Source organism: Luteimonas panaciterrae (assembly GCF_020511115.1).
GTDB lineage: Bacteria > Pseudomonadota > Gammaproteobacteria > Xanthomonadales > Xanthomonadaceae > Luteimonas > Luteimonas panaciterrae.
Window position 1 is genome coordinate 628,484 of the sequence record NZ_JAJAVH010000007.1, and the last position, 18,423, is coordinate 646,906.

Annotated in this window: 14 protein-coding genes, 1 pseudogene and 1 riboswitch; of the genes and pseudogenes, 7 read left to right on the forward strand and 8 right to left on the reverse strand. The window is 65.5% G+C overall.

The window, feature by feature from the left end; all coding sequences use genetic code 11:
• Positions 1-235 precede the first annotated feature (235 nt).
• Positions 236-580, forward strand: coding sequence for a hypothetical protein (locus LG367_RS10825; RefSeq protein ID WP_226469238.1), 345 nt, complete (start codon positions 236-238; stop codon positions 578-580).
• A 127-nt stretch (positions 581-707) separates the two neighbouring features.
• Here LG367_RS10825 and LG367_RS10830 read toward each other — a convergent pair whose 3' ends face one another.
• The 4 genes from LG367_RS10830 to bioD all read right to left on the reverse strand — a co-directional run bounded on the left by LG367_RS10830 (position 708) and on the right by bioD (position 7,856).
• Complete coding sequence (locus tag LG367_RS10830) at positions 708-2,252, reverse strand: alpha/beta hydrolase (protein WP_226469239.1); 1,545 nt, start codon at positions 2,250-2,252, stop codon at positions 708-710.
• 102 nt (positions 2,253-2,354) lie between these two features.
• The gene (locus LG367_RS10835) at positions 2,355-5,504 is read right to left on the reverse strand and encodes a multidrug efflux RND transporter permease subunit (RefSeq protein ID WP_226469240.1); all 3,150 of its coding nucleotides are present in this window, start codon (positions 5,502-5,504) and stop codon (positions 2,355-2,357) included.
• A gap of 269 nt (positions 5,505-5,773) precedes the next feature.
• Positions 5,774-7,045 carry an efflux RND transporter periplasmic adaptor subunit gene (locus tag LG367_RS10840; protein ID WP_226469241.1) on the reverse strand — a complete coding sequence of 424 codons (1,272 nt, stop codon included), beginning with the start codon at positions 7,043-7,045 and terminating at the stop codon, positions 5,774-5,776.
• Between the two features lie 94 nt (positions 7,046-7,139).
• The gene (gene bioD / locus LG367_RS10845) at positions 7,140-7,856 is read right to left on the reverse strand and encodes a dethiobiotin synthase (protein WP_226469242.1); all 717 of its coding nucleotides are present in this window, start codon (positions 7,854-7,856) and stop codon (positions 7,140-7,142) included.
• 39 nt (positions 7,857-7,895) lie between these two features.
• Here bioD and LG367_RS10850 point away from each other — a divergent pair, with 39 nt between their 5' ends.
• The 3 genes from LG367_RS10850 to btuB all read left to right on the forward strand — a co-directional run bounded on the left by LG367_RS10850 (position 7,896) and on the right by btuB (position 11,168).
• Positions 7,896-8,381, forward strand: coding sequence for a GAF domain-containing protein (locus tag LG367_RS10850; protein ID WP_226469243.1), 486 nt, complete (start codon positions 7,896-7,898; stop codon positions 8,379-8,381).
• Between the two features lie 7 nt (positions 8,382-8,388).
• Positions 8,389-8,757 (forward strand): TfoX/Sxy family protein, encoded by a 369-nt coding sequence (locus LG367_RS10855; RefSeq protein ID WP_226469244.1) that lies wholly within the window; start codon positions 8,389-8,391, stop codon positions 8,755-8,757.
• Positions 8,758-8,865: 108 nt separating this feature from the next.
• Positions 8,866-9,095: riboswitch (cobalamin riboswitch) on the forward strand.
• A 120-nt stretch (positions 9,096-9,215) separates the two neighbouring features.
• A complete protein-coding gene (gene btuB / locus LG367_RS10860; RefSeq protein ID WP_226469245.1) occupies positions 9,216-11,168 on the forward strand; it encodes a TonB-dependent vitamin B12 receptor in 1,953 nt (650 codons plus the stop codon).
• Positions 11,169-11,183: 15 nt separating this feature from the next.
• Here the strand turns inward: btuB and gph are convergent, their stop codons facing one another.
• Together gph and LG367_RS10870 are read right to left on the reverse strand one after the other, a co-directional pair.
• Positions 11,184-11,873 carry a phosphoglycolate phosphatase gene (gene gph, locus LG367_RS10865; RefSeq protein ID WP_226469246.1) on the reverse strand — a complete coding sequence of 230 codons (690 nt, stop codon included), beginning with the start codon at positions 11,871-11,873 and terminating at the stop codon, positions 11,184-11,186.
• A gap of 29 nt (positions 11,874-11,902) precedes the next feature.
• Entirely contained in the window at positions 11,903-12,808 is a 906-nt protein-coding gene (locus LG367_RS10870; RefSeq protein WP_226469247.1) for a LysR family transcriptional regulator, read from the reverse strand.
• Positions 12,809-12,918: 110 nt separating this feature from the next.
• Here LG367_RS10870 and LG367_RS10875 point away from each other — a divergent pair, with 110 nt between their 5' ends.
• Both LG367_RS10875 and LG367_RS10880 read left to right on the forward strand, forming a co-directional pair.
• Positions 12,919-13,557, forward strand: coding sequence for an NAD(P)-dependent oxidoreductase (locus tag LG367_RS10875; protein WP_226469248.1), 639 nt, complete (start codon positions 12,919-12,921; stop codon positions 13,555-13,557).
• Between the two features lie 230 nt (positions 13,558-13,787).
• Positions 13,788-16,406 (forward strand): TonB-dependent receptor, encoded by a 2,619-nt coding sequence (locus LG367_RS10880; protein WP_226469249.1) that lies wholly within the window; start codon positions 13,788-13,790, stop codon positions 16,404-16,406.
• Positions 16,407-16,461: 55 nt separating this feature from the next.
• On the opposite strand, the gene dinB is transcribed toward LG367_RS10880, so the two are convergent.
• Entirely contained in the window at positions 16,462-17,547 is a 1,086-nt protein-coding gene (dinB, locus tag LG367_RS10885) for a DNA polymerase IV (RefSeq protein WP_226469250.1), read from the reverse strand.
• A gap of 383 nt (positions 17,548-17,930) precedes the next feature.
• Here dinB and LG367_RS10890 point away from each other — a divergent pair, with 383 nt between their 5' ends.
• Entirely contained in the window at positions 17,931-18,110 is a 180-nt protein-coding gene (locus tag LG367_RS10890; RefSeq protein WP_226469251.1) for a hypothetical protein, read from the forward strand.
• Positions 18,111-18,205: 95 nt separating this feature from the next.
• Here LG367_RS10890 and LG367_RS10895 read toward each other — a convergent pair.
• A pseudogene (locus LG367_RS10895) lies at positions 18,206-18,423 on the reverse strand (glutamine--fructose-6-phosphate transaminase (isomerizing)); the annotation flags it as partial.

An 18,423-nucleotide genomic window follows, 5' to 3' on the forward strand; every position in this document is an offset into this window, starting at 1 on the left:
TCCGTGAAAAACAGGCCGTAGGTCCGGAAACATCATATCCCGTCGACCTCGGCCGATTCGTGCGGTCCACCGCACGCGCCGCCGACCTCGAGCCGATCGTGAGCCGGTTCGACATCGGTCTCCGAGTACCGGACACGCATGAGCTGCCCGCCGCATCGCGGAGGGACATCGGCCCGCAAACCGCCGGTGGCTTTTGCGCACACCCGATCCGCAACCTTCGCATACGGAGAACGCAATGAACTATCTGTCCAAGGGCACACTCCCGGCCATCGGCCTGGCCCTGCTGGCCTGCTGTTCCACCGCCAACGCGGCACTGGTCCAGACCACGCGCTACACCAGCTACAACTCCAATCAGGCCAACACGCAACTCGAATACACCGCCTGGTGCCAGGCAGGCGAGGTCGCCACCGGCGGCGGCTACACCATGTCCTACGCCACGGGCGTCTTCGTGTACGCGGACGCCCCCACCAGCAGCGGAAGCACGCAGGGCTGGAGATTCCGCTTCATCGTCGGCGGATTCGAGTGGCCGCAATACCGCGTGTTCGGCGCCGTCTATGTGAACTGCCTGCGCGAGCAATGAATTCACGGCCGGGCTCACAGCGCCCGCGGGAGTCGGAGTTTCCATCGCAGGAACGCCGTAACGTTCGACACGCACGGATGACTGGCAATGCAAAGGGCCGGCGGTACATGCTACCGCCGGCTCTTTTTCAGTGCGATGCCTCGGCATTCCGCGGCGGCGGAAAATCCGGCAATTCGAATTTCGGCAGCGGCAAGGTGACCTCGGCGGGCAATCCTTCCATCCGCCCTGTCTTCAGGAAATCGAGGATGGCTTGCTTGGTCGCGGGTTCGTTCCTGAGCAGATAGAACGCGCCATCGTGGCCGCCCCGATGCACGAGAATGGCGTGGCCGTTCGGGAAGTACGGCAACAAGCCAAGCGTGTTGTCGATCGGCGTCGAGGCATCCCAATCGCCGTGCACGAGCAGGACCGGTACCGGATTGACGATCGGCTTGCGGATTTCATCGCCCATGTCGCGCGTCGGCCAATCCGAAGCGGAAGCGATGTTCGCCTCGAAATTCCAGGTACCCAATAAATCGGTGGCCGGGTCGGTGCGCAATTGATGCTCGCGCTCGGCCGTCACGCCGAGGCTGCTGTCGGCCAGCGGGCCGATCAGGATGCTGTCCGTATCGCGGCGATCCGCCGCGACGTCCCGTGCCCATTCCTCGTAATGCCCGTGGTAGAGCGACAGGATGAAGGCCGGCCAGCCCTCGCCTTCAGCCGTGTGCGACAGCAGCGCGAGCTGCAGATCCTCCGGACCTAGCACTACTGTTTCGGAACGGCTCGCTCCGGAACGGCCCGCGTCGTCGCGGATCGTCACGCTGACCGGGCCTTTCGCGAAGCGCACATGCAATGCGCGCACCGCGCCCATCATGCCGCCGGGCGGCAGGTAAGGCCTCAGGCCCGGATCGCGATCGGCGTCGTAGGCGATCCGCTGCAACACCGCGAAGATCTGCGACGGCATGTCGTAACCGTTGTTGAGCGGTTCCACGCCCGACAGCACGGCGCGCGCGACGATCTCCGGATACAGCCGCATCACCGCCAGACTCCATTGCGAACCGAAGCTGCCGCCGAACAGGCTGATCTTGTCGTAGCCCAGCGCGCGTCGCAGGGCATCGACGTCGGTCGCGAATTCGCCGATGTCGTAACCGGACAGATCCTTGTCGGGATTCTCGGCGATCGCCGCCTTGGCGAGATCGCGCATGGCCATCGTGGAGGCCGCGACCGAAGTGGGTTCACCCAGAGGAGCGGCCTTGCCCTTGCCGATCAGCATCTCGCCACGCATCGTGTAGCCGCGCTGCTCGATCACGACCAGATCGCCGGCCTGGCTCAGATTCAGCCAGGTGCGCAGGCGCCCCATGTCATTCTTGGCGAACGCACCCAGCACGCTCAGCCCCGGACCGCCCGGCAGCCAGAACACCGGTGGCGCGTCAGTCGGCCGCGACGACCGGGATGGGGATTTGATGCGCGCGAAACCGACGCCGATCAGACGGCTGTCAGGATTGCGCCGGTTCTCGGGGACATACAGCGTCCCGATCTCGTAGGCGACCGCATCGCCTTTCTCGTCGTGGATCGTGCCGGGTTCGATGACGACATCGCCGGCGCGATGTGCGGCGGCATCCTGCGTCGATGCCAGCAATGGCAATGACCACGGCAACAGGATCAGCAGAAACCACTTGGGAGCGATCCGTCCCATCGACAATCCTTCGACGCGAGTGGTATTTCGGGATGTACCGCGATCAACGCGCGGAGCGGATATCCGCTCCGCGCGCCTTAAGCTGAAACGCCGATCGAATCGCTAACTCGCCTTGTGCCCGGGCGGAGCTTCGTCGAGCTTGTCGCCCAGCGCCCTGCGCACGATCACGTAGAACACCGGAATCAGCAGCAGACCGAGGAAGGTGGCGAACAGCATGCCGCCGACCACGCCCGTGCCGATGGCGTGGCGGGAGTTGGCACCGGCGCCCGAGGAGAACATCAGCGGCATCACGCCCATGATGAAGGCGAAGGAGGTCATCAGGATCGGGCGGAAACGCAGTTTGGCCGCTTCGATCACGCCTTCGGCGAGCGTCCTGCCTTTCTTGCGCTCGTCGATGGCGAATTCGACGATCAGGATCGCATTCTTCGCCGCCAGACCCATCACCGTGATCATGCCGATCTTGAAGTAGATATCGTTCGGCAGGCCACGCAGCAGCGTGAACAGAACGGCGCCGAGCACGCCGAGCGGCACCACCAGCAGCACCGCCACCGGCACCGACCAGCTTTCGTACAGCGCCGCGAGGCAGAGGAACACCACCAACACCGACAGCACCATCAACGCGGTCGCCTGGTTGCCCGAGAGGATTTCCTGATACGACTGGCCCGTCCAGTCGTAGCCGAAGCCCTTGGGCAAGTCTTTCTGCACGATGTTCTGCATCGCGTTCATGGCTTCGCCGGAGCTGTGCCCAGCCGACTGCGAACCGACCACTTCCGCCGCGGCATAGCCGTTGTAGCGGGTGAGCGCGGGCGAAGCGGTGATCCAGCGGCTCTTCACCACGTTCGACAGCGGGATCATGGCGTTGGTGCTGGCATCGCCTTCCGTCGTCGAGGCCGCGTTCGGGTTGGGCGTGTAGAAACGGCTCAACGCCTCGGGACCGGTACGGAAGGCCTCGTCCGCCTGCATGTTGACGCGCTTGATGCGGCCGCCGTCGGTGAAGTCGTTGACGTAGAACGGCGCCAGCATCAGCTGGATCGCGGTGTAGATGTCGGACACCGACAGCCCCATCGCCTCGGCCTGCACGCGATCGACGTCGAGCTTGAGCTGCGGCGCATCCGCCAGCGTATTCGGACGCACGCCCGTGAGCACGGGGTTCTGGCTGGCCTTGCCCAGCAGCATGCCCAACGCCTGGCCGAGCGCGGCACGGCCTTGGCCGGTGCGGTCCTGCAGGTACATGTCGAAGCCGCCGAACTGGCCGAGGCCGTTCACCGTCGGCAGGTTGACCACGAAGATCTGCGCGTCGCGGATGCCGAACGCCTTCATGTTGACCTGCTGGATGAATTCATCCGCGGTGATGTCGCGTTCGTCCCAGGGCTTGAGCTTGATGAAGGCCATGCCCGCGCTTTCGCTCTGGCCGATGAAGCTGAAGCCGGAGACGGTGAACACGCCCTCATAGCCATCCTGCTTCTCGACGACATGCAGCAGCTGGTCCATCACCTTCTCGGTGCGCTCGAGCGTGGCGCCCGGCGGCAGCTGCACGATCGCCAGCGCATAGCCCTGATCTTCTTCCGGCAGGAAGCTGCCGGGCAGTCGCGTGTACACGAAGATGCACAGCGCGGTGAGCAGCCCGAACACGATCATCCACAGCGGCGCATGACGAATCGCGCTGGTGATGTGGCCGACGTAGGTGTTGCTGACCCAGTCGTAGGCCTTGTTGAAGCCGCGGAAGATCGGATTGCGGCTCTCGTGATGACCGGTCGGCTTGAGCATGGTCGCGCACAGCGCCGGCGTGAAACCGAGCGCCAGGAACGCCGAGAACGCCATCGCCAGCGCGATGGTGAGCGCGAACTGCTTGTAGATCTCGCCGGCGCTGCCGCCCTGGAACGCGCTGGGCACGAACACGGCCGCCAGCACCACGGTGATCGCCACCACCGCGCCGCTGATCTGCCCCATCGCCTTGATGGTGGCGTCCTCGGGCGAGAGGCCTTCCTCGGTCATGATGCGTTCGACGTTCTCGATCACCACGATCGCGTCGTCCACCACGATGCCGATCGCCAGCACCATGCCGAACAGACTGAGCTGGTTGATGGTGAAGCCGATGAAGTACATGCCGACGAAGGTGCCGAGCAAGGCCACCGGGATCACCAGCGTGGGAATGATGGTCGCGCGCAGGTTCTGCAGGAAGATCAGCATCACCAGGAACACGAGCACGATCGCCTCGATCAGCGTCTTGACCACTTCCTCGATCGAGACCTGCACGAAGGTGGACGTGTCGTAGGGCGCGAACCAGGTCACGCCCGGCGGGAAGCTGGCTTCCAGTTCCTTCATGCGCGCCTTCACCGCCTCGGCCACGCCGAGCGCGTTGGCGCCCGGAGCGAGCTGCACGGCGAAGCCGGCGGCGGGCGCGCCGCTCCAGCGCAGGCTGGCGGCATACGACACCGCGCCCTTCTCGATGCGGGCGACGTCCTTCAAGCGCACCGCGCTGCCGTCGTTGTTCGCGCGCAGGATGATGTTGCCGAACTCTTCCGGCGTGCTGAAGCGGCCCTCGGCCGAGACCGTGGCGGTGAACGCCTGTCCCTTCGGCGACGGTGCCGCGCCGATGCTGCCGGCGGCGAACTGCACGTTTTGTCCCTGCACCGCAGCCAGCGCCTGCGTGGCCGACAACCCGAAGCCGCGCAGCTTCTCCGGGTTGAGCCAGATGTTCATCGCGTACTCGCCGCCGAACTGCTGGGTGCCGCCGACGCCGGGCACGCGCGCGATCTGGTCGAGCACGCGCGAACCGACGATGTCGGCCATCGCATGCTCGTCGAGCGCGCCCGTGTCGCTGCGCAGCGCCAGCACCATCAGGAAGCCCGGGTTCTGCTTGGCCACCACCACGCCTTGCCGGGTCACTTCCGAGGGCAGGCGCGGCGTTGCCAGCGAGACCTTGTTTTGCACCTGCACCTGAGCGATGTCGGGATCGGTGCCGGGCTTGAAGGTGAGCGTGATCGAGGCGCCGCCGGTGGCGCTCGAGGAGGAACTGAAGTAATCGAGGTTGTCGATACCTGTCAGTTCCTGCTCGATCACCTGCGTGACTGCGCCTTCGACGGTCTCCGCGCTCGCACCGGAGTAGCTGGCGCTCACGGTGACCTGCGGCGGAGCGATGTTCGGATACGACTCGACGCCGAGGCTCATGATCGCCAGGGCGCCGCCCAGGCTGATCAGGATCGCGATGACCCAGGCGAAGACCGGATGGTGAATGAAAAATCTGGACATGCTAGAACCTGCTTATGGCTTCCTCATGGCCCGCGCCGGCACTGTCTGCGCGCAGGGCAAGGAAGAGTGAGGGAGTGGATGCCGATCCACGACCGAACGATGACGCCGCCCTGCGCACAGACAGCCCCGGCCCTTCGGGTTGCTCTGCAATGGCCGCCATACGGCGCCGCACGGCTTGACCTTGCAAGCAGCAAGGCACTGCGCCGCGCAACACCACCTGACGGCCATTGCAGAGCAACGCGGGCCATGAGGAAGCCATAAACAGGTTCTCAGTCCTTCTTCGTGGCCGCGTCACCGGTCTTCTGTTGTTGCGCGGCTTCTGCGTTCTTTGCAGGCGCGGCTGCGCCGGGCTTGGCACCCGGGGCACCCTGAGCACCAGCGGCTCCTTCCGGCTGCCAAGGCGTGGCATTGACCTTGACCGGCTTGCCGCCGCCCATCTGTTGCGCCATGCCGACGGCCTGCAGGCCCGAGACGATGATCTGATCGCCGTCCGTCACGCCCTTGGTCACGATCCAGTTCGTGCCCTGGCTGCGATCGGCGTCGATGTCCTTGCGTGCCACCATGCCGTCCTTGCCGACGGTCAGGACATAGGCGCTCTGCGCATCGCGCTGCACCGCCGCCTGCGGGATCAGGAACGCACTGGAGATCGAACCGAGCGAGGCCTTGAGCGTGACGTAGGTGCCGGGCAGCAGCGTCCGCTCCGGATTGGGCAGCGTGGCGCGCAACGCGACCGCGCCGGTGGCGGGATCGACGGTGTCGCCGGAGAAATCGAGCGTGCCCTTGTGCGAGTACAGCGAACCATCCGGAAGCTCGACGTCCACTTCCGCCTTGCCACTGGACGTGTTGCCCTGCAGACGGCGGACCTGGCTCAGTTCGGTCACGCTCATGGAGAAGTTCACGTACAGCGGATCGATCTGGTCGACGGTGGTGAGCAGCGTCGTCGCACCCTGCCCGACCAGCGCGCCTTCGGTGACCTGCTGCTTGCCGGCGCGACCGGCGATCGGCGCGCGCACGCTGGCATAGCCGAGATTGATCTGCGCATTGTCGACGGCGGCGCGCGCGGTCTGCACCTGCGCGCCGGCGGTACGCTCGGCGGCGAGCGCATCGTCGTAATCGGATTGCGAGATGTACTTCTGCGGCAGCAGGCGACGCGCGCGCTCGGCCCCGGCCTTGGCGTTGGCGTAGTTGGCCTGTGCCTGCGCCAGCGAACCTTGCGCCTGGCCCAGATCCGCGCGCAGCTGCGAAGGATCGATGACGAACAGCTCCTGCCCTTCACGGACATCGCTGCCTTCCTCGTAGACGCGCTTCTGCAGCACGCCGGGGACGCGGGCGCGCACGTCGGCGCTGCGATACGCGGCGAGTCTGCCGACGAGGTCCTGCTGCAACGTGATGCTGCCGGACTTGGCCTGGACCACGCCGACTTGCGGCGGCGGCATTCCGCCACCGGGGCCGCCAGGACCCGCTTCCTGGCCTTTACCACAGGCCGTCAGCACTAGGAGGAGCGCGCCGGACAACGCCAGCGTTCGAGAATGCATCGCCATGGAAAAACTCCGGGAACAGGGGCCGGACAAGGGGGACATTAATTCTTGTACTGATCAGGATAGCATTTAGCGATCCGTAAGACTGTGCCGAAAGTTATGTTGATACCGGGTGCAAAGCCTGAGCAACTGACAGACGGTCGGCCAATACGCTGGCGTCTGGTGCGGCGGCGAACGGCAGCCGGCCGAGGCAAGGCGCGGAAATACGCTGCCGCAGCAGCTCGAAATTCTCGTCGCGGCTTTCCATCTCCGGATCGACTTCGCTGGCGATCCAGCCGATGAGATGCGCGCCGTCGTCGGCGATCGCACGCGCGGTCAGTCGAGCATGGTTCAGACAACCTAGCCGCATGCCGACCACCAGGATCACCGGCAGGCCCAATGCATGCACGAGGTCGACCTGATCGAGGCTGCCCGACAACGGTGCGGCCCAGCCGCCGACGCCCTCCACTACCACGATGTCCGCCTGCGCCGACAGCCTGTCGTGCGCTTCGAGGATGGGATCGAGCGTGATCTCCACCCCGGCATCGCGCGCAGCCAGTTCTGGCGCCAGCGGTCGCGGCAGCGCATACGGATTCACATCCTCGTAGCGCGCGACCGGATCACCGGCCGCCTGCAGCGCCAACGCATCCTCGTTGCGCCAGCCTTCCGCGGTGCGTGTGCAGCCGCTGGCCAGCGGCTTCATGCCGACCGCGCGCCAGCCTTCGGCACGCAATGCATGCAGCAGCGCGCAGCTGGCCAGCGTCTTGCCGGCGCCGGTATCGGTGCCGGTGACGTAGAAGCCGCCGGGATGGGGGCCGTGACCGGTTTGTTGCATCGCCGCCTCCTCCGGATGGCCTATTGCTAGACTGAGCCCATGTTCACTTCTTCCAGTCTAAGCGGCAGCAAGCGCGAGCAGTACGCGCAACTCGCCGAACAGGCCAAGGCGCTGCTCGCCGGCGAGCGCGACCGCATCGCCAATGCCGCCAATCTCTCCGCGCTGGTTTACCACGCCCTGCCCGATCTGAACTGGGTCGGCTTCTACTTCTACGACGGCACCGAACTGGTGGTCGGCCCGTTCCAGGGCCTGCCAGCCTGCGTGCGCATTCCGCTCGATAAGGGTGTGTGCGGTGCCGCGGCCCGCAGCCGGCAGACGCAGCGCGTCGAGGACGTGCACGCCGTGCCCGACCACATCGCCTGCGACGCCGCCTCTCGTTCGGAACTGGTGGTGCCGCTGATCGCGCCGGACGGCGCCCTGATCGGCGTGTTCGATCTGGACAGCCCGGCGCTGGCTCGCTTCGACACCGACGATCAGGCCGGCCTGGAAGCGATCGCCGCTCTCTTCGTGGCATCGCTGGGATGAGCCCGCGATGAGCGCTCCTCTGAAATTGCGCAACGTCGGCCCGAAAAGCGCCGCCTGGCTGCGGCAGGTCGGGCTGCGCACGCTCGACGATCTCGCGGCCGCCGGACCGGTCGAAGCGTTCATGCGCGTCAAGCGCGCCGGCTTCAAGCCCAGCCTCAACCTGCTCTACGCGCTGGAAGGCGCGCTGTGCGACTGCCACTGGCAGGAGGTGCCGGAGGCACGCCGCGCGCAACTCGTCGCCGAGGCCGAGGCCGCGATCGCGCAGCTGCCCGCGCCGCGCGGCCGCCCCGCCGCCGGGCCGGTGACGACCACGCATCATCAGGAAGAGGATGCCGCGCCCTCGCTCGGATTCTTCGACGAGCCCGACAACGACTGAACCACCTCAGCATGTGGCCGGCCATGCCGGAAGCGGCGGCCCGTGGCGCAATCGCATACAATCGCCGCGCTTCAAGGTGATCCAAAGGCGTTCTGCGAGTTCATTCGCAAAAGCCCGCGCATCCAGGCGCGGACTTTCCAATGCCCAAGGATTGAAACGGGAAGCCGGTGACGTCGCGCGCTACTGCGCATCGACCATTCCGGCGCTGCCCCCGCAACGGTAAGCGAGTCACGCCAACGCATCCGCCACTGTGTTTCGACACGGGAAGGCGCCGCGGCCGAAGTCGATCACGACTTCAACTCGCCAGCCCGGAGACCGGCCTTGGAGTCGACAGGTTGCGATGCGGAGGGCATTGCGGCGGTGCCTGCGCCCTTTGCGCTCGTTCTGCCGCACTTCTTTCTCCTCGCGATTCCCACTGGCTCGACGCGTGCGTGGGTGCACGCGATGGAGAACACTCGATGCACGCTCAACCCCGCGCATGCCGCGGATCATCCCGCAAGAATCCGCAATTCCGAACGATCCACCTGCGCGTCCTGCCGCTTGCCGCTGCTTGCGCGCTGCTGCCGTCTCTGGCCTTCGCCGAGCCCGAAGCCGCGACCGATCTCGACGAAGTCGTCGTCACCGCCACGCGCACGCAGGTGCCGTTGATCGACAGCCTGTTCCCGGCTGAAGTGATCGATCGCGAGGAAATCGAACGCAGCCAGGCGCGCGATCTTCCCGATCTGCTGCGCGGTCGCGCCGGCGTCGACATCGGCAATTCCGGCGGCCCGGGTAAGGTGACGAGCGTGTTCATGCGCGGCAGCGGCTCCGGCCACGTGCTGGTACTGGTCGACGGCATTCGCATCGGACCCGCCACCAATGGCGCGACGGCGTTCCAGGATCTTCCGGTCGAACAGATCGACCGCGTCGAGATCGTGCGCGGCCCACGTTCGAGCCTGTACGGTTCGGAAGCGATCGGCGGCGTGATCCAGATCTTCACGCGTCGCGACCAGGGCAAGTTCACGCCGCGTTTCCGCGTCGGTGTCGGCAGCCACAACCTGCGCGAAGCCAGCGCCGGTTTCGGTGGCGGCAGCGAACGCGGTTGGTATGGCGCCGACGTCGCCTACTCGCGCACCGACGGCATCAACGCCTGTCGCGGCTCCGCGACGCTCTTCGCCGGCTGCTTCGCCGATGAGCCCGATCGCGACGGCAACCGCAACCGCTCGCTCAATCTGCGCGGCGGCCTCAAGCTGGGCGATACGTTCACGCTGGAAGGCCACGCCCTGCGCGCTGAAGCCGACACCGAATTCGACGGCAGTTCCTTCGCCGGCAACTTCGCCAAGAACGTGCAACAGGTCGCCGGCGCCAAGCTCGGCTGGACGCCATCCGAGCGCGTGAGTGTGAACCTGCAAGCCGGCCGCAGCTACGACAAAGCGGATTCTTACTTCGAGCGGCCCGACACGTTGCGCGAGCACAAGAGCACCTTCGACACGCGCCGCGACACCGCTTCGCTGCAGGCCGACTTCACGCTCTCCACCCATCATCTGATCTCGGCGGGCGCCGACTGGCAGAACGACAAGATCACCAGCACGGCGGACTACGCGGAGACGGAACGTGACAACACCGGCGTGTTCGCCGAGTACCAGGGCAGCTTCGGCGCGCATCAACTGCAGCTCAGCGTGCGCAACGACGACAACGAACAGTTCGGCAACCACACCACCGGCGGCGTGGGCTGGGGCATGAAGTTCGGCGACGGCTTCCGCCTCAGCGCCAACTACGCCACCGGCTTCAAGGCGCCGACTTTCAACGACCTCTATTTCCCAGGCTCGGCCAGTCCGGATCTCGATCCGGAAACCTCCAAGACGCTCAACATCGGCATCGGACAACACACCGAACTGCTGAGCTGGACCTTCAACCTCTATGAAAGCCGCTTCGACGACCTGATCGTATTCGTGTTCCCGCCACCGAACTACATCGGCCAGGGCTACAACGTCGACAAGGCCCGCGTGCGCGGCGCCGAGCTGACCTTCGACACCACGATCGCGGGCTGGGATGTCTCCACGCAGTGGAGCTTCATCTCGCCGCGCAACCGCAGCAAACGCAATCCCGATGGCACGCCCGATGCCGATTACGGCAACCTGCTCGCGCGCCGCGCGCGCAATATCGGCCGCATCGATCTGGACCGCGCCTTCGGTGATTTCCGTTTCGGCGTCACCGTCGCCGGCGCCAGCCATCGTTACGACGATCCGGCCAACACGAAGCGGCTCGGCGGCTACGGCACCACCGACCTGCGTCTGGAATACGCGTTCTCGCCGGCATGGACGCTGCAGGCGCGTGCCAGCAACGTCTTCGACAAGCGCTACGAAACGGTGGACTGGTACAACCAGCCGGGCCGCGAATACGGCCTCAGCCTGCGGTACCAGCCGCGTTGAGCATGACGGCGTGCCTCAGGCGATCGATGCCGAGGCGACGCCGGACGCCTGCGGGTGCAGCGAAAGCAGCGCCCGCATGTCGTCGATGACCGCCAAAGCCTGCGTGCTGCGCAGATCGAAACCGCGCGGATACCCGTAGCTCACCAGCACCAGCGGCATCGCCGCGGCCTTCGCCGCGGCGGCGTCGGTAGCCGAATCGCCGATCATCACGCAGTCGCCGGGTTGGCGGCCGAACAACTGCGCCAGATGCAGCAGCGGCAATGCGCTCGGCTTGCGTTCTGGCAAGGTGTCGCCGCCGACCATCGCGCCGAAACGGTCGGCGATGCCAAGATGTTCAAGCAAGGGCCGCACATAGCGTTGCGGCTTGTTGGTGCACACCGTGAGCGCGACGCCCTGCGACTGCAACGCTTCCAGCGTTTCCGCCACGCCGGGATATAGCTTTGCGCGCAACAGCAGCGTCTCGCCGTAATGCACCATGAAACCTTCCATGATGTCGTCGACGGCGACATCACTGCCCGCATGACGAAACGCGGTCTCGACCAGAACCCGCGCGCCGTCGCCGATCCAGCCGCGGATCACCATTTCCTCGACTTGCGGAAGCTTCCAGTCATCCAAAGTGCGATTCACCGCTTCGGCGATGTCGACCGCGGTGTCCACGAGCGTGCCATCCAAATCGAACAACGCCAACGAATACGGAAATTTCAAATCGTTCTCCAAAACAAATACTCGAATTTCTAAGCGACATCCCAGGGCGGCGTATCACCGAAACGCTCGGCGAGGAAATCGAGGAAGCTCCGCACCAGTCCCGGCAACTGCCGGCGCGTCGCGTACACGCCGTACAGGCCCATCGGCTCGACGCGGTACTCCGGCAACACCTCGATCAACTCGCCCGAACGCAGCAACGGCCGCACCTGATACGTCGGCAGCATGGCGATGCCGGCATCGGCGCGCACCGCCGCCAGCAGCACGCTGGCCTCGTTCGCGCTGATGCTGCCGCCGACCGCCACCGCCACTTCGCGGCCCTCGTGCCTCAAATGCCACAGACTCTTGCCGACGAAGTGATGGGTGAGGCAATTGTGCCGCATCAGGTCCTCGGCACGGCGTGGCGTGCCGTGCGCCGCGAGATAGCCTGGCGAGGCGCACAACGCCGAACCGCACACCGACAGCTTGCGCGCGACCAGGTTGGGATCGAGTGCATGAGTGATGCGGATGGCAAGATCGATGCGCTCCTCGATCAGATTCACGGTGCGATCGGCCAGCAGCATGTCGATCGACGTGCCCGGATGCCGCGCCACGTAATCGGCCACCGCCGCGGCCATCTGGCATTGCCCGAACGAGGTGCTGCAGGTGATCCGTAATCGTCCGTGCGGCGCCGCGCCCGCACGCTCGCCGACCGCGTTGCGCAATTCGTCGCCCAGATCGAGCATCTGGCGGCAGCGCGAGAGCGCCTGCTCACCGGCCGCGGTCAGGCTGATCCGGCGCGTGGTGCGATGGAAGACGCGTGCGCCGAGCCAGGTTTCCAGCTCGGCCAGATAGCGCGTCACCATCGCCCGCGACATGTCGAGCGTCTCGGCCGCCGCGGTCAGGCTGCCGCGCTCGGCGACTTCGACGAATACGGCCACCGCCGTCATCCGGTCCATTTGATTGATTCGATCGATTTGAGCAACAGATATTCGCCTTATACGCGGTTTTTCGATCGATTTCAGGCAACTATCCTGCTTCCTGGTTTCCCCACTCCCTGGAGCACGCCATGAACATCGCCCTCGTCGGCGCCACCGGCAAGATCGGCCGCCAGATCGCCCGCACCGCGCTGGATCGCGGCCACAGCGTCACCGCCGTCGTGCGCAGCGACGCCAACCTGCCGCCGGAACTCGACGGCGCCCGCATCGTGATCGCCGCGCTCGACGACCACGACGCCCTCACCGCCGCTGTCCGCGGCCACGACGTACTGGCCAGCGCCTACGGCCCGGCCTCGCCCGAGACCGCCTCGACGCTGTCGACCGTGGCTACGCAGTTGATCGCCGCCGCGCGTGCCGCCGGCATCCGTCGTCTGGTCGTGGTGGGCGGCGCCGGCAGCCTGGAGATCGCGCCGGGCCTGCAACTGGTCGACGCGCCGGATTTCCCCGCCGCCTACAAATCCTTCGCGCTTGCCGCGCGCGATGCGCTCGGAATCTATCGGAGCGCCGAGGATCTGGATTGGACGTTCTACGCCCCCGCCGCCGAGATCGGCCCCGGCGAGGCACGCGGTCATTTCCGCACCGCCGCCAAGACGTTCCTGAGCGATGCGCAAGGTCATAGCCAGATCCACTATCCCGACTACGCCGCCGCTTTCGTCGATGAGATCGAGCGTCCGCAATACGTGCGGGAGATCGCCACCGCCGCGTACTGATCTGTACGTCGGCGCACGGAGATCCGCAACGCCTCCCGGCATCCACAGATGCCGGGAGGCGTCATGTCGTCGCGCGCACGACGACACAACATTGCCGACACACTCGCGCATCCAGCGCAAGCCGAATTCGATTTCTATTCGCTATGTGAAGATGATCGAAGACCATTCGCTTGGCCTCCGATGTCCATGCGCTACTGATGGGCCCCACATTGGTTTCGTTTTGTTTGCGCATGCTTCGAATCACTCCGCTCGCCACCGCCCTCGCACTCACACTCATTTCTCTTCCGCTTCTCGCTCAATCCTCCGCCTCCGGCGAAGAAAAAACGCTGGAAGCCGTCGTCGTCACCGGTTCCAACATCAAACGCAGCGACAGCGCCGGTCCCAATCCGGTGCAGGTCGTCACCCGGCAGCAGATCGAGCAGAGCGGCAAATCCACGCTCACCGACGTCTTGCGCACGCTGTCGGCGAACTCCGGTAACAGTTTCGACGAGCAGTACACCGGAAGTTTCGCCGCTGGCTCGGCGTCCATCGGCCTGCGCGGATTGAGTCCCAAGAACACACTGGTCCTGGTCAATGGCTATCGCGTCGCCAATTTCGGCTTCGCACTGAACACGCAGGACACCTTCGTCGATCTCAACGCGCTGCCGATCAGCGCGGTGGAGCGCATCGAGGTGCTCAAGGACGGTGCGTCGGCCGTGTATGGCTCCGATGCCATCGCCGGTGTGATCAACATCCTGCTGCGCCGCGATTTCAAGGGCGTGGAGGTCGGTGGCGCCTATGGTGCCGCCACGCAGGGCGGCTACGACGAGAAGAAAGGCAATCTGCTGGCCGGTTTCGGTGATCTCGATACCGACGGCTGGAACGTGCTGTTCGGCCTCGACCTGCTCGATCGCGGCCGCCTGGACGCCGACGAGCGCGCCTACACGCGCGATGGCGATTTCCGTGACAAACCCGGCGGTCTGCTGGCCGGCTGGTCGACCGCCGGCGGCAACTGGCTGCTCGATCCGCGCCAGCCGACGCCGTTCGATCCCTGCCCCGCCGGCAGCGAACTGCGTCCGTATCGCGATTTCAACAGCACACTGCCCGGCAACACCTGCGCCTTCAACGCGCAGCCGTACAAGACGCTGCAGCCGGGCGCCGAACGCATCCAGGCTTCGCTGAGCGCCACCTGGCGCTTGAACGATCACCTGGAACTGTTCGGCGACCTGCTCTACAGCCACAACAAGGCCGATCAGATCTTCAGCGCGCCGCTCACGGTCGGTCCCGGCCTGCGCGCCTACAACCCCGCCACCGGTACGCTGGTGAATATTCCCGTCGCCCTGCCCGTGGGACATCCGAACAATCCCTCCAATGCGCCACTGCCATTCGAATACACCTTCTTCGATCTCGGCCCGCGCATGAAGAAAAACACGCAGGTGTTCTACCGCGGCCTCGCGGGTCTGCGCGGACAGGCCGGGCGCTGGGATTGGGAGGCGGCGGTGGAAACCTCGCAAAGCCTGCAGCGCGAGTACGTGGACAACTTCATCAACCGCTACGCGTTCCAGGACATCCTCGCCGACGGCAGCTACGACTTTCTCGATCCCGCCAGCACGCCGGATGCGCTGGAGGACTTGCGCCTGCAGACCAAGCGCCCGGGCTGGTATCGGTTGGACGCGGTCAGCGCCAAGGCCACCACCTCGTTCCTGGAATTGCCCGCGGGCCCGATCGGTTTTGCCTGGGGCGCGGAATTTCGGCGCGAATCGCTGGATGCGCGCACCAGCCGCCAGGTGCTCTCCGGCACCGAGTTGCGTCCGGCCATCAACATCGTCAACGGCGAGCGCAAGGTCGCCGCCGCCTACGCCGAGTTCAATATCCCCCTGCATCGCACGTTGGAACTGCAGCTGGCCGGACGCGGCGATCGCTATGACGATTTCGGCAGCGCCTTCTCGCCGAAAGCGGCGCTACGCTGGCAGCCGCTGGAATCGCTGCTGCTGCGCACCTCGTTCTCGCGCGGCTTCCGTGCGCCATCACTGCCGGAAATCGCACCGGGCCAGACCATCAGCTACGGCACCGTGTCGGACCCTTACGATCCGCTCACGCCAGGCGGTTCGCGCGGCGTCACCAATGTGCGCACCGGCAATCCGGACCTCGACGCCGAGCGCTCGAAGAACTTCAACATCGGCGCGATCTGGTCGCCGGACGCGGACACCAGCATCGGCCTGGACTACTACCGCATCCGCCAGGACAACCTGATCAAGCCCGATAACGCGCAGTTCATCGTCAACAATCCCGAGCTGTTCCCCGGACGTGTGATCCGCGATGCGCAAGGCCGCATCCAGATCATCACCAACCAGTATTCCAATCAGGGCGAACTGGACACCTCGGGCATCGATCTCGATTTCAGCCGCACCTTCCGCACCGGACGTATCGGCGACTTCATCCTCGCCGGCACCTGGAGCCGTCTGCTGGAATTCAAACAACCACTGGTGGCTGGCCAGGCGCCCTACGATGGCGCCGGCAACAACCGTCTAGGCGCCCTGCCCAAGACGCGCGGCACCACGTCGTTGAATTGGAATGTCGGTGACTGGCAGAACACCCTCAGCGTGCAATACATCTCCGGCTACGACCAGCGCGTCGCCACGCAGGCCAGCAATCCGGGGCTGCGCAGCCGCGTCAAGCCATTTCACCAGGTCGATCTCTATCTGGCCTACGTCGGCATTCCGAAAACCACGCTCTCGCTCTCCGTGCAGAACCTCACCGACAAGGACCCGCCGTTCGATCCGGCCGGTGGCGCCAACGGTTTCGACATTACGCAATACAACCTGCGCGGACAGTTCGTGTCGCTGGGTGTGAAGTATCGCTTCGATTGATCCGTAAATCGCGCGGAGACGACTTCGGCAAGGCCGCTCTCGCGGCCTTGCCGCATCACGCCTGATCCGGCGGCGCCTCGAAGGCGAACAACCCATGCTGGCCGGCGCTCTCGTCCGCTTCGCGGAACCCCGAGAGCCCGACACCAACCAGGCGATAGCGCGTCGATGCGGGAAGATCGACGCGATCGCGCAACGCCAGCGCGATCGCGGTGAATTCCTGCAATGACGTCGGCGGCGCATCCGGTGTGAAGCTGCGCGTGAGGATGCGGAACTGCGCGGTCTTCAACTTCAGCACCACGGTGTGACCGACGCGCTCGGTCTTGCGCGTCGCGGCCCATGCCTTCTCGGCGATGCGCAAGATCGCGGGCGTCAACTCCTCCAGCAGCAGGTCGCGCTCGAACGTGTCCTCGGCCGAGATCGACTGCACCGGCTGGTTCGGTTCCACCTCGCGTTCGTCGATTCCGCGCGCGCGGGCATGGAGCCTGCCGCCGAAGCTGCCGAAGCGTGCCTCCAACTCCTCGCGCGCGAAGCCGCGCAGCTGGCCGACCGTGTCGATGCCGAGATCGGCCAGTTTCTTTTCCATCACCTTGCCCACGCCGGGAATGCGCGAGACCGCCAGCGGTTCGAGGAAAGCTTCGACCTGCGAAGGCTTGATCACGAACAATCCATCCGGCTTGTTCCAGTCGGAGGCGATCTTGGCCAGGAACTTGTTCGGCGCGACACCGGCCGAGGCGGTCAGCGCGGTTTCCTCGCGGATCTGCGCGCGGATCGCCTCGGCGGTCGCGGTGGCGCTGGGCGATGCGATCTTCGGCGCGGTGACGTCGAGATAGGCTTCGTCCAGCGACAGCGGCTCCACCAGATCGGTATGGCGCAGGAAGATCTCGCGCACCTGCCGCGACACCGCCTTGTAACGCGTGAAATCCGGCGGCACGAAGATCGCATCGGGACACAGCCGCTCCGCGCGCACGGCCGGCATCGCTGAACGCACTCCGAACTTGCGCGCCTCGTAGGAGGCCGCGCACACCACCGAACGCGAGCCGCGCCAGGCCACCACCACGGGCTTGCCGCGCAGCGTCGGATCGTCGCGCTGCTCCACCGATGCATAGAAGGCATCCATGTCGATGTGGAGGATCTTGCGCATGCGGCGATTATCCGCGCCCACGGCGACGGCGCCATCGTTCGATCGCACACGGGTGTCGCCTCGCGCGATCGGGAGCTTGACGCATCACTGACGCGGGCGACAGGACGATCGAACCTCCCGCCCGGGAGTCCACCATCCCGGCGAGCACCCCGGTGTCGCCGTTCATCCCGGCAAAATGAAATCGATGAAAACAGGAGCACCGGGGCGGATTGCATCGGCCATCCGATGCGCTATCTTTTTCCCCGACGGGCCCGTGCCCGTCCAATTCGTGCGCTCGCTCACGACTTCGCGAATCATCTTGATTGCGGACCGCGGTGCGACGACGATATGCGCGCTTCCGACACCCCTGGTTTCCACAACGATACGTGACCCTCGGAGGGGGCATGCAGCAAGACTGGAGCGATGCCATTGCACAGGGAATCCTCTGCAAGCGTTGCGTGCTGCCGCTGGAGGACGACCTCGCGCCCGGCCCAAGGTTGTGCCATTGGTGCCGCGAGGAGGACCGCATCGCGGCGCTGGCTGCGGAGGAAGAAGAAGCGCAGAGTCACGACTCGGCGCGGTGAGCGGCTTCGCCGCTGTCGAACGTTGCTGAATCTCCCGTTCGTCATCCTGTTTTTGCGGGAATGACGAGCAAGAGCGGAAGCCGTCGACCTTAGGCTTACTCGACCGTCACGCTCTTGGCGAGATTACGCGGCTTGTCCACATCGGTGCCGCGGGCCAGGGCGGTGTGATAGGCCAGCAGCTGCACCGGGATCGTGTGCACGATCGGGCTCAGCACGCCCACGTGGCGCGGCGTGCGGATCACATGCACTCCCTCCGATTCGCCGAAGTTGCTGTCCTGGTCCGTGAACACGAACAGCACCCCGCCTCTGGCGC

What these genes read in the sequence shown, in the direction of transcription:
- LG367_RS10825 (WP_226469238.1), top strand. Translation starts at nt 236, where the DNA reads ATGAACTATCTGTCCAAGGGCACACTCCCGGCCATCGGCCTGGCCCTG.
- LG367_RS10830 (WP_226469239.1), bottom strand. Translation starts at nt 2,252, where the DNA reads ATGGGACGGATCGCTCCCAAGTGGTTTCTGCTGATCCTGTTGCCGTGG.
- LG367_RS10835 (WP_226469240.1), bottom strand. Translation starts at nt 5,504, where the DNA reads ATGTCCAGATTTTTCATTCACCATCCGGTCTTCGCCTGGGTCATCGCG.
- LG367_RS10840 (WP_226469241.1), bottom strand. Translation starts at nt 7,045, where the DNA reads ATGGCGATGCATTCTCGAACGCTGGCGTTGTCCGGCGCGCTCCTCCTA.
- bioD (WP_226469242.1), bottom strand. Translation starts at nt 7,856, where the DNA reads ATGCAACAAACCGGTCACGGCCCCCATCCCGGCGGCTTCTACGTCACC.
- LG367_RS10850 (WP_226469243.1), top strand. Translation starts at nt 7,896, where the DNA reads ATGTTCACTTCTTCCAGTCTAAGCGGCAGCAAGCGCGAGCAGTACGCG.
- LG367_RS10855 (WP_226469244.1), top strand. Translation starts at nt 8,389, where the DNA reads ATGAGCGCTCCTCTGAAATTGCGCAACGTCGGCCCGAAAAGCGCCGCC.
- btuB (WP_226469245.1), top strand. Translation starts at nt 9,216, where the DNA reads ATGCACGCTCAACCCCGCGCATGCCGCGGATCATCCCGCAAGAATCCG.
- LG367_RS10870 (WP_226469247.1), bottom strand. Translation starts at nt 12,808, where the DNA reads ATGGACCGGATGACGGCGGTGGCCGTATTCGTCGAAGTCGCCGAGCGC.
- LG367_RS10875 (WP_226469248.1), top strand. Translation starts at nt 12,919, where the DNA reads ATGAACATCGCCCTCGTCGGCGCCACCGGCAAGATCGGCCGCCAGATC.
- LG367_RS10880 (WP_226469249.1), top strand. Translation starts at nt 13,788, where the DNA reads ATGCTTCGAATCACTCCGCTCGCCACCGCCCTCGCACTCACACTCATT.
- dinB (WP_226469250.1), bottom strand. Translation starts at nt 17,547, where the DNA reads ATGCGCAAGATCCTCCACATCGACATGGATGCCTTCTATGCATCGGTG.
- LG367_RS10890 (WP_226469251.1), top strand. Translation starts at nt 17,931, where the DNA reads ATGCAGCAAGACTGGAGCGATGCCATTGCACAGGGAATCCTCTGCAAG.